At 66.7% G+C, this 11,278-nt stretch carries 8 protein-coding genes; 4 read left to right on the forward strand and 4 right to left on the reverse strand.

Features of this window, described 5'->3' with window-relative positions; all coding sequences use genetic code 11:
• Positions 1-787, forward strand: a 787-nt coding sequence (locus C8J47_RS16950; protein WP_310886140.1) for a vitamin B12 dependent-methionine synthase activation domain-containing protein, incomplete at its 5' end; no start/stop codon positions are given.
• 150 nt (positions 788-937) lie between these two features.
• Here the strand turns inward: C8J47_RS16950 and C8J47_RS16955 are convergent.
• Positions 938-2,398, reverse strand: a complete 1,461-nt coding sequence (locus C8J47_RS16955; protein ID WP_121886669.1) for an aldehyde dehydrogenase family protein — start codon at positions 2,396-2,398, stop codon at positions 938-940.
• 106 nt (positions 2,399-2,504) lie between these two features.
• On the opposite strand from C8J47_RS16955, the gene C8J47_RS16960 reads away from it, so the two are divergent.
• The 3 genes from C8J47_RS16960 to C8J47_RS16970 all read left to right on the forward strand — a co-directional run bounded on the left by C8J47_RS16960 (position 2,505) and on the right by C8J47_RS16970 (position 5,563).
• Positions 2,505-3,482 carry a quinone oxidoreductase gene (locus C8J47_RS16960; protein WP_121886670.1) on the forward strand — a complete coding sequence of 326 codons (978 nt, stop codon included), beginning with the start codon at positions 2,505-2,507 and terminating at the stop codon, positions 3,480-3,482.
• Between the two features lie 63 nt (positions 3,483-3,545).
• A complete protein-coding gene (locus C8J47_RS16965; protein WP_183129156.1) occupies positions 3,546-4,226 on the forward strand; it encodes a response regulator transcription factor in 681 nt (226 codons plus the stop codon).
• Positions 4,223-5,563, forward strand: coding sequence for a HAMP domain-containing sensor histidine kinase (locus C8J47_RS16970; RefSeq protein WP_310886141.1), 1,341 nt, complete (start codon positions 4,223-4,225; stop codon positions 5,561-5,563). The genes C8J47_RS16965 and C8J47_RS16970 overlap by 4 nt, the downstream gene beginning before the upstream one ends.
• A gap of 63 nt (positions 5,564-5,626) precedes the next feature.
• On the opposite strand, the gene C8J47_RS16975 is transcribed toward C8J47_RS16970, so the two are convergent.
• The 3 genes from C8J47_RS16975 to C8J47_RS16985 form a co-directional block, all read right to left on the reverse strand.
• Positions 5,627-8,155 (reverse strand): TonB-dependent receptor, encoded by a 2,529-nt coding sequence (locus tag C8J47_RS16975; RefSeq protein ID WP_121886671.1) that lies wholly within the window; start codon positions 8,153-8,155, stop codon positions 5,627-5,629.
• A gap of 144 nt (positions 8,156-8,299) precedes the next feature.
• Complete coding sequence (locus C8J47_RS16980; RefSeq protein WP_121886672.1) at positions 8,300-9,790, reverse strand: tryptophan halogenase family protein; 1,491 nt, start codon at positions 9,788-9,790, stop codon at positions 8,300-8,302.
• A gap of 31 nt (positions 9,791-9,821) precedes the next feature.
• Positions 9,822-11,159, reverse strand: a complete 1,338-nt coding sequence (locus C8J47_RS16985) for an AarF/ABC1/UbiB kinase family protein (RefSeq protein ID WP_121886673.1) — start codon at positions 11,157-11,159, stop codon at positions 9,822-9,824.
• Between the last annotated feature and the right edge of the window lie 119 nt (positions 11,160-11,278).

The following is an 11,278-nucleotide window of genomic DNA, read 5'->3' on the forward strand; positions in this document are numbered from 1 at the left end:
GTTCGTGACCACCGAGGACGGCACGAACCTGCTCGCCGGCTACAAGCGCGCCGCCAATATCCTGAAGAAGGAAGCGCCTTCTGCTTCCTCTCCCCTGCGGGGAGAGGGTAGGGGTGAGGGGCTGCCAAGCAGTGCAGCGCCCGGAACAGCCCCTCACCCCGACCCTCTCCCCGCAGGGGAGAGGGAGCAGGCAGAGGTGCGTCTCCCCATGCTCCGTCAGCAGATCGCCAAGCGCGAAGGCCGCGCCAACATGTGCCTCGCCGATTTCGTCGACACGCAGGACGACTGGTTCGGCGGTTTCGCAGTCGGTATCCACGGCATCGACGACCACATCGCCCGCTTCAAGTCGGACAATGACGATTACAACGACATCCTGCTGAAGGCACTCGCCGACCGCTTCGCCGAAGCCTTCGCCGAACGGTTGCACAAGCATGTCCGCACCGATCTCTGGGGTTACGCACCCGACGAACAGCTCACCAACGAGGCGATGATCAAGGAGCAGTATCGCGGCATCCGCCCCGCACCGGGCTATCCCGCCTGCCCGGACCACAGCCTCAAGCCGATCCTGTTCGACCTGCTCGACGCGCCGACCGCGACCGGGCTGGAACTGACGGAGAGTTTCGCGATGTTCCCGACCGCCGCCGTATCAGGCTTCTATTTCGGTCATCCGCAGGCGGAGTATTTCGGGGTAGCCCGCGTCGGCCGCGACCAGCTCGAGGACTACGCCACACGCCGTGGCGCAGACCTGAAGACCGCAGAACGCTGGCTTCGTCCAAACCTCGACTAGGCTGGCGCACCCGTCACCCCGCCCGTCATCCTGACGAAAGTCAGGATCCAGGGTTACTACAGGCAGCCTTCGTGGCTCTGAATCCTGACTTTCGTCAGGATGACGGGGGTTCGTGCCTGACGAGCCCCCCACAAGAAGCTGGCGTAAACCTTAAGCCCCGGCTTCGGCCGGCTTTCCTTGACGCGTGTCACCGGGAAGGCCGGTGATCGTCTTCACCTCCATGAAGTCGGTCAGCCCATAGCGCCCGTTCTCACGACCGTTGCCCGATTGCTTGTACCCCCCGAACGGCGCGCCGATGTCCGGGCTCCACGAGTTGATCGTCACCAGCCCCGCGCGCAGCTTCGGTGCGACCTTCGCTGCCGCTGCCGGATCGCCCGAGATCGTCGCCGACAGCCCGTATTCGGTCGCGTTGGCGATGCGGATGCCCTCGTCCTGATCGGCATACGACGTGATCGTCGCGACCGGCCCGAACGTCTCCTCCTGCGCGATCCGCATGTCCGGACGCACGTCGGTAAACAGCGTAGGCTGGATGTAATACCCCGCATTACGCCCATCCGGACGCCCGACACCGCCCGTCACCAGCGTCGCGCCTTCGTCGATCGCCGACTGGATCAGCCCCTGGATCTTGTCGAACTGCGCCTTGTTGACGACCGGGCCGATGTGCTGGCCCATCTCGGCGGGATCGCCGACCTTGGTCTGCTCCATCATGGACTTCACGATCGCAGTTGCCTCGGCAACCTGGCTTGCATGGACGAGCAGGCGCGTCGGCGCGATGCAGCTCTGCCCCGAATTGGCGAGCACCCCTGCGACCGTCGGCGGCAATACCGCAGCGAGATCAGAGCCTTCCAGCACGAGGTTGGCCGCCTTGCCACCAAGCTCCTGATGCACGCGCTTCACGGTTGGTGCCGCGGCCAGTGCGACCGCGATTCCGGCGCGCGTCGAGCCGGTAAAGCTCACCATGTCGACATCCCGGTGTGCGCACAGCGCCGCGCCGACGCCCGGTCCGTCGCCGTTGACGAGGTTGAACACCCCCGCCGGCACGCCCGCCGCGTCCATGATCTCAGCCAGGATCACCGCGCACGACGGCGCTTCCTCGGACGGCTTCAGGATCATCGTGTCACCCGCCGCGAGGGCAGGGGCGACCTTCGCGCAAATCTGGTTCAGCGGCCAGTTCCACGGCGTGATCATCGCGACGACGCCGAGCGGCTCGTGCACGACGGTCGCCTTGCCGATCGTCTCGGAGAACTCGAACGCCGCCAGCGCCTTCGCGGTCGCCGCGAAATGCGCGAGCCCGGTGGGGGCCTGCGCCATCGAGGCGAGCGCCATCGGTGCGCCCATCTCCTGCGACATGGCCTTCGCCAGATCGGGCATCCGCGCCTTGTACTCGGTCATGATGCGGCCGAGCACGTCGAGGCGCTCCTGCACGCTGGTCTGGCTCCAGCTCTCGAACGCCAAGCGCGCCGCAGCCACGGCCTTGTCGACATCGGCGGCGGTGCCCAGCGTGATCTCGGTGCAGGGCTGCTCTGTCGACGGGTCGATCACCTGATAGACGGTGCCGCCCGCGCTATCGACCCAAGCGCCGTTGATATATTGCTGCAAATAGCTCTTCATCGTGCCTCTCCGCATCTTGTCTTGCGCAGGAATGGGCTCGCCGGAGATCGGTTGCAACCCGAAACGCATGCCGTAGGTTGACCGGGAAATTCATCAGGAGGCCGGCATGGCGAGAGTGGCATTCATCGAGAAGGCCGGCGGTCCCGAGGTCATCCAGTGGCGCGACGTCGAGTTGCCCCCGCCTAGCAGGGGCGAGGTGTGGATGCGCAACACCGCGGTCGGGTTGAACTATATCGACACGTACCACCGCAGCGGCGTGTACCCGATCGACCTGCCCTCGGGTCTTGGCAGCGAAGCGGCGGGCGTGGTTATGGCGGTCGGAGAGGGCGTCACCGACTTCGCGCCGGGCGACCGCGTTGGCACGTTCGGCCCGTCGCGCGGCGCCTACGCGACCGAGCGCAACTTGCCCGCGAACCAGCTGTTCAAATTGCCCGACACGCTCGACGATCAGACGGCTGCGGCGATCCTGCTCAAGGGTACCACTGCCGAGTTCCTGGTCGAGCGTTGCGCCAGGGTGCAGGCGGGCCAGACCGTCCTCGTCCACGCCGCAGCAGGCGGGGTCGGTCATATCCTCGTTGGCTGGCTGAAGGCGATCGGCGCGACGGTCATTGCCAGCGTCGGCAGCGAGGACAAGGCGGCGCGGACGCGGAAGGCCGGCGCCGATCACGTCATCCTCCATAAATCCGAGGACATCGCCGCGCGCGTTCGCGAGATCACCGACGGTGAGGGCGTCCCGATCGTGCTCGACGGCGTCGGAGGCGCGACGTGGAACGCCTCGCTCGACAGCGCGGCCAAGCGCGGACTGATCGTAAGTTACGGCAATGCCGGCGGGGTGGTCGATGGCGTCAACATCGGTTTGCTCGCACGGAAAGGCTCGCTGTTCGTAACCCGCCCGACGTTGTTCGACTATTACGCCACGCCGGAGGAGAAGCAGGCCGGCATCGCGCGCCTGTTCGCGATGCTCGACAGCGGCGCGGTCACACCCGAGATCGGCCAGACCTTCGCGCTCGAAGATGCCGCCGACGCGCACCGCGCGGTCGAGAGCGGCAAGACCTGGGGCAGCACGCTCTTGCTCCCCGAATAAGCCGGTGGTTTGCCTCGGGGGCGAATCGCGGTACGGCGAACGCCCCCTTTCGGCGAGATGACGATGAGCTTGAATCTGTTGCTGGTCGAGGACGATGCGGTGTTCGCGCAGACTTTGGCGGAGGAATTGCGTGGGCTCGATCACTGCGTGACGGTCGCGGTCGATGGCCGCGAGGCGCTGGCGGCGGTCGACAGCGCGCCGTTCGACGCGGTGGTGCTCGATCGGATGCTGCCCAAGGTCGACGGCATGGCGGTGCTCGAGCGGTTGCGCGGCGGCAACATGACGCTGCCGGTGATCATGCTCACCGCACTCGGCCGCTCGGTCGAGAAGGTCGAGGGTCTCGAGGCGGGCGCCGACGATTACGTGGTGAAGCCGGTCGCCGCTGCCGAACTCAGCGCCCGTCTTGCCGCGGTCGTCCGCGGGCGCGGCTGGACCGGGGGAAGTGCCGATACGATCCGAGCGGGCGATATCGTCGTTAGCCCGACCAAGTTCCGCGCATGGCGCGACGGGATCGCACTCGATCTCGGCAAGCTCGAGTTCAAGCTGCTGAGCGAGTTCGTCGCCAACGCCGATGCCGTGCTGACCCGGGCGATGCTGGTCGAGCGGGTCTGGGGATACGACTTCGCGCCGACCACCAACATCGTCGACGTCTATGTCCGCCACCTGCGCGTCAAGCTGACCGCGGCAGGGGGCAGCGACCCGATCCTCACGGTACGCGGCGTCGGATATATGCTGCGCGGATGATGCGGTTCCGGTCGCTGCGCGCGTTGACGCTGGCGTTCGTGCTGGCGTTCCTCGTCGCGACGATCGGTACCGGGTTCGCGATCCATACGGTAACGCAGCAGACGATCGAACGGCTGGTCGATCGTCGGATCGAAGCCGTGAGCGACGAGGTCGCCGGCACGTTCGGCGATCGCAGTCCCGAGGAACTCGTCCGCCGGATCAACGCGGCGACGCAGGAGCGCGATACCGGCGATATCGGCTTCCTGCTGCTCGACACGGACGGCCGGCGGCTGGGTGGCAACATCGCCAAGCTGCGCCGCCTGCCGCTCGGTTTCTCGACGGTCGCGGTGAAGGATCGGATCGCCGGTCTTTCGGCGGGGCGTGCGTTGGTCCGTGATGTCGGCCGCGGCATGACGCTCACGACGATCGCCGAAACGGAACCGTTCGACGACTATAACGCGGCGCGCGTGCGAATCTATCTTCTGGGATTCGGATCGATCGTGCTGATCGTGATCGCCGGCATGCTGGTCTTCGTCGTCACGATCCGGCGACGGATCGGCGAGATGCGGCGGACGGTCGAGGCGATCATCGACGGCGACATGGCACGCCGCGTGCCGATCCACCCGTCGGGCGGCGAGTTCGCGCAGCAGGCGATGGCGTTCAACCGGATGCTCGACCGGATATCGGAGCTGATGGCGAGCATCAGCAACGTCTCCAACGACATCGCGCATGACCTGCGCACGCCGCTCGCCCGGCTGAAGAGCCAGCTGGCGCTGTCGTTGCGTCGCGCCGAGACGGACGCGCAGCGCGACGATCTCGAAGCGGCGGTCGCGATGAGCGACGAGCTGCTCGAGATGTTCGCGGCGATGCTGCGGATCGCGGAGGTCGAGGGTGGCGATCGCCGTGCGGCGTTCGCAGCGCTGGATCTGGCGGCGCTGGCCGACGAGGTCGCGACGATGATGCAGCCGGTGGTCGCCGATGGCGATCGGACGATGACTCTGGATACTGCCGGGCCGGCCGAAATCCTCGGCGATCGGCACCTGCTCGGCCAGATGCTCGTGAACCTCATCGAGAACGCGCTTCGCCATACGCCGCCCGGCACACGCATCGAGATCGGCATCGCGACCACCGGCAGGACCGCCATGCTGACGGTGACCGATACCGGCCCCGGCATCCCGGTGGATCAGCGCAAGCTGGCGTTGCGGCGGTTCGGACGGCTCGACGCCAGCCGCCACGACGAAGGTCATGGCCTCGGCCTGCCGTTGATCCAGGCGATCGTCCGGCTTCATCGTGGCACGATCGCACTCGAAGACGCGGCCCCCGGATTGCGCGTCGTCATTGCGCTGCCCGAGGGCTGAAACGACGAAACCCGGACAGGCTCAGCGCCTGCCCGGGTTTCCAGTTCTACGCGGCAAGCCCGATCAGAACTTGACCGAAGCCTCCATGCCGTAGGTGCGCGGCGCGTTGAAGTTGCCGTAGTCGCCAAGGACGTTGCTGATGCTGCCCGAGGCGGTGTTCGTCGTCGGGGCGCCCGGCAGGCTGTTCGACGGATCGCGGCGGAACACATACTGCTTGTCGAACAGGTTGCGGACCCAGGCCGAGATCGTCACCGCGTTGCTGCCGCCGACCTGGATGTTCGCCAGGGCGAGGCGGGCGTTGGCGATGAACGCCGGATCGTTCTTGGTGGCGAACTGATCGAAGGTCTGCGTCGCCTGCGAATAGTTGCCGTCGAGGTGGAACTTCAGGTCCATGTCGCCAACGGGCATCGTGTAGTCGATCGAGCCGTTGGCGGCGTTGCGCGGCGTGAACACGATGTAGAAGTTCTGGTACACGCCGGTCGACGCGATCAGCACGGGCGGGATCTTGGTGTAGGTGTACGCATAGCCCGCGGTCAGCGTCAGGCCGGTGACCGGCTGCACGGTGAGGTCCGCCTCGATTCCGCGGATCTTGGTGATGCCGGGCGCATTGATCGTCACGAGGTTGTTGAAGCTGCCCGATGCGGTCGTCTGGATCGAGCTGATGTCGACCTGGCTGTTCTTGCGGTCCATGATGTAGCCAGCAAGGTTCAGGCGCGCGCGATGGTTCCAGAAATCGGTCTTGGCGCCGATCTCGTACGACTTCACGTCCTCGGGATTGAACGTCTGGTAGTTCGACGTGCGCGAGCTGGCACCGCCGGCACGGTAGCCGGTCGCGTATTTCGCATAGAGGTGCACCGAGTCGCTGGCGTCATAGGCGAGCGTCGCCATCGGATTGAAGCGGTTCCAGGTGGCGTCGAGCGGCTTGTAGCCCGCCGCGGTCAGCTGTGCCGCGGACGCCGTGTCATAGTTCAGGTTGCGCGAATAATGCAGCACGCCCTGCTTTTCGTCGCGCGTATAGCGACCGCCGGCGGTCAGGTGGATCGCGTCGGTCGCGTTCCACGTCACCTGGCCGTAGCCTGCATAGCTCTTGGAGAAGACTTCCGACGCGCGATCGATCGAGCGGCAACCCGGCTGCGATCCGAAACCGCCCGAGCCGGTGCAGGGATCGAGAACCGAAATCGTCGACAGCGTCGAATTGAACGCCAGCGAGTTCGGCGTGGCGGCGTCGTCGCTGATGTGTTCGTTGAAATAGTACAGTCCCGCGACATAGTCGAACTGGCCGACCGTGCCGACAGCCTGGAATTCCTGGCTGAACTGGTTCTGGTGGAGATCGGCAAGGCTGTAGCGGCTGAAGTTGCACGCGGTGCCGGTGCAGCCCGCGGCGACGACGGGGACGCGGTGATAGCCGCCGCTGTTATCGTACTGCGTCGCGTTCACGCCGCGCCATGCGGTGATCGAGCGGAGTTCGATTTCGGGCGCGACATCCCAGCGGATGTTCGACGTGAAGCCGTGCGTCTTGTCGATGCTCGGCTGCTGCGGCACGCCGATGTCGGCGACCTTCGCGCGGCTGTTGCCGTTGATGACGACCTGGCTTGGCAACGGCTTCACGCTGCCGGTGAGCGTCGCGTAGTTCGTGCCGGGCAGGGCACAGGCGGAGGACGCCGCCTGTGCGCCCGCTTTGCACGCGTTCGGATTGAAGTTCAGCAGCTGGCTGTAGAACGGGCTGTTCGAGTCGTAGCCGTTGTCATAGCTGAAGTCGGCGGTCATGCCGGAGATCGGATGGACCCGCGCGGTCGCCTTGAAGCCGCGGCGATCGTAATAGTTGAAGCCGGTCTGGCCGACGAGCGGGTTCTTGGTGGTCGCACCCTGATACTGGACGACGCCGTCGAGCTTCAGCGACACGCCGTAGACTTCGGGAAGGTCGAGTCGCAACGCGCCGTTATAGCCGCCGTAATTGGCGATGCCTGCGGTCGCACTTCCGCCCCATTTGCCGCTCGGGCCCTTGGTGACGATGCTCAGCGCGCCGCCTTCGGTGTTGCGACCGAACAGCGTGCCCTGCGGGCCCTTCAGGACCTCGATCCGGTCGACGTCGAACAGCGCGGCGTTCAGGCCGTGCTGGCGACCCAGATACACGCCGTCGATATAGATGCCGACGCCCTGCTCGCGCGCGGGCTGGTTGGCGTCGAGCGGCACGATGCCGCGGATGCCGATCGTCAGCGCGGACTGGCGCGCCTCGAACGTTGCGACGCGCAACGACGGCACCGCGCCGTCGGCGAGGTCGTAGAGGCTCTGGACGTGACGATCGGTCAGCGCCTGGCTGTTGAGCACGTTGATCGCGATCGGCGTTTTCTGCAGGTTCGTCTCGCGCTTGGTCGCGGTGACGACGATCTCGCCCAGACCTGTCTGGTCGGCGGGATCGGCGGCGGGCGCAGCTGCCGGATCGGCTGGATCGGTCGGCGTCGCGGCAGGCGCGGTCGCGGCGGCGTCCTTGGCGATTGCCGGGTCGGCATGCGCGAGAGCTGGCGAGGCGATCGCCATCGTCAGCGCGGCGCCGGCCAGCAACCGCACGCGCAGGCTTGCTGCATTCAACATCGAGATTTCCCTTTTCAGACACCTTTGCCTTGATGGGCGCGATAAGGGGCAGTCGTGGCGCGCCGGTTACGGATTTAAGAATCGCGTGTAGGGCACTTCTAATGCTGGTTTAATGTTGTGGCGCGGCGATGAGGAGGCCGCTTGCTAGCGTTTCGCTGTGCAGTGCCGCGCGACGGTGTCAGCATGCGCCGGAAGCGCGCGGGCCGTAGCGGCATGCCGGTCACGGATATCGGCGAGGAACCCGGCGAGCTGGTCCGGCGACAGCGCCTCGGCGAGTGGCGACCATGTGACGGGATTTATCCCCTGACCGATCATGACCTGGAGCCAGGCCGGTTCGGTGAACAAATCCGCGACGTCCTGCGTCAGAATCGCGGCGGCGCGGAACTGCGCGATCTTCTCGGCCAGGCGGTCGGGCAGCGCCATGTCGCGGCACCGCTGCCAGAACGGTTCCGGGCGGCGATTGGCGTGGTAATGGAGGATCAGGAAGTCGCGGACGGTGTCATATTCGACATGCGTCTGGTGGTTGTACGCGGTCCGCGCGGCGGCATTGTCGCCGGTCGACGGGAACAGCGACAACAGCCGCGCCACCGCTGACTGCACCATGTGGATGCTGGTCGATTCGAGCGGCTCCATGAACCCCGAGGCAAGGCCTAGCGCGACGACGTTGCGTTCCCAGAAGGTCGCGCGCTTGCCGGTGGCGAAACGCAACGGGCGGGGTTCGCCGATCGCCGCGCCGTCGAGGTTGGCCAGCAGCCGCGCCGTCGCCTCGTCGTCGGACAGATGCGCGGCGGCATAGACCAGGCCGTTGCCGGTGCGGTGCTGGAGCGGGATCCGCCACTGCCAGCCGACCGGCTGGGCGGTGGCTCGCGTATAGGGAAGCAGCGGCGTGGTCGCCTCGCAGGCCACCGCCATCGCACGGTCGCAGGGCAGCCAGTGCGACCAGTCCTCGAACGCGACACCCAGCGCCTCACCGAGGAGGAGCGAGCGAAAGCCCGAGCAGTCGAGGAAGAAGTCGCCCTCGGCTGTGCGGCCGTCGTCCAGCGTGACGCTTGTCAGATCCCCAGTTTCGCCACCGCGCTGTGCGGTGACTATCCGCCCTTCGATCCGGTCGACGCCGCTAGCTTCGGCCAAGCCGCGCAGCCAGCGCGCCAGCAATGTTGCGTCGAAGTGATAGGCGTAGGCGAGGTCCGGATGGCGATCGAACCGCGCGTCCGCCGCCGCCCGCGCGCTGGCGACATAGTCGCCAAGCGGTGCGGCTTGGCCTTCGCTGCGAGCGCGGAGCCAGTGATGATGGAACGGGACGACGCCCAGGCCGCGCCCGACCGCGCCGAACGCGTGCATGTAGCGGCTGCCGCAGCCGGTCCAGTCGACGAACTCGATGCCGAGCTTGAACGTGCCTTGTGTGGCGGCGAGCATCGCGTTCTCATCGATCCCGAGCGCGGCGGTGAGCAGGCGGATCTGCGGGATCGTCGCCTCGCCGACGCCGACCGTGCCGATCGCGTCGGATTCGACCAGCCGGATTGTCGTCGTGCGGGGCACGAACCGTGCGAGCATCGCGGCGGCGATCCAGCCCGCGGTGCCGCCGCCGACGATGACGATGGATTGCAGCGGCACGGGCGCGGTCGGACTGGTCATCCCCACCTTATACGGGAGGATCGGTGGCGGCCTAGAGCGTTGCTTCGCCGAAGGAATGCTGGATCAACGCGCGGACGTCGACTTGGGCCTTGAGGCGGGCGGCGAGCAGCGCGGTGCCGCTGATCTTGCGCTGGACGAACAGCGTGTCGATCGGGGGCAGGTGCCAGGTATCGCGGTCGCGCGCGATCTCGGTGCCCTGTTCGCGGAGCACGCCGACGAAGGCGCGGTCGCCGAAGTCGAACGGGCCGGGATTGGCGAGTTCGACGAGGATGACGTCGATCATCCGGTCGACCAGTGCGCGGTGCTGGAGCACGGCCGCTTCGCCGAGGAAACCCGCGGCGATCGCAGCTTCGCGGACTGCGTCGCGGTCGCCGGCCAGGGCTGCAGTGAGCAAGCGGCGATAGCCTTCGCCGGTTTCGACGGGGAGGGGGCGGGCGGCGCCGAAATCGAGCAGGACGAGCTTTTGGGTCTCGGGTTGCCAGCGATAGTTGGCGAAGTTCGGATCGGTCTGCATCAGCCGCCAGTCGAACAGTTCGCGCAACACGAGCGAGATCAGGTCGTGCATCACGCGGTCGCGGACGTCCTGCGGCGCGGTCTCCAGCGTCTCGACGGGCACGCCGGTGACGAAGCTCATTGCAAGGACGCGTGGCATGGTGAGCTCGGAGTAGAGCGTGGGGACGACGAACTGCGGCTGGTCGGCCAGCAACTCGCCGTAGCGCGCGAGCATCTGCGCCTCGCGGAGGTAATCGGCCTCTTCGTGGAGCTGCTTCTTCGCCTCGTCGAGCAACGGCGCGATGTCGAGCGACTTGGGGAGCATGCCCGACACACGCAGCAGCGTCGCGACGTTGTCGACGTCCGCGTCGATGCTCTCCTTCACGCCGGGATACTGGACCTTGATCGCCAGTTCGGTGCCGTCGGGCAAGCGCGCGCGGTGGACCTGGCCGATCGAGGCGGCGGCGACCGGGTGCGCCTGGAAATGCGCGAATTTGCGGCGCCAGTCCTTGCCCCATTCGGCGGCAAGCACGCGGTCGAGCTGCTGCGGCGGCATGTGGTTCGCGTTGTTGCGCAGGCGGGCGAGGATGGTGGCGAGCTCGGGCGGGAGCATGTCGCCCGCGTCCATCGAGATCATCTGCCCCAGCTTCATCGCGGCGCCGCGGAGGTGGGACAGCTGGTCGGCGACGCGCGTGGCGTTGGCGGGGGTCAGGAGGAGGTCGCCGATCTTGGGGCGTTCTCCGTTGGCGAGGCGGCGGGCGCCTTCGGCGACGACTCCGCCGGCGACACCGCCCGCGAGTTTGCCGAAGACTCCGAGACGGGCGAGGCGGCCGCTGGGGATCGCGCGTCCGGCGCTGTTGCCGCTGTCTTCGGTCACGGGTGTTCCTTGGGGTTTTGGGGCTGTGCGTCGCCGATGAGATATGGGTGGCGAAAGCAGTCGATCAATCGAACCCGACGCACGAAGTTAATCGAGGCTACCTCCTCTTGTTCTCCTGC

It is taken from the genome of Sphingomonas sp. PP-F2F-G114-C0414, from assembly GCF_003688595.1.
Classification (GTDB): domain Bacteria; phylum Pseudomonadota; class Alphaproteobacteria; order Sphingomonadales; family Sphingomonadaceae; genus Sphingomonas.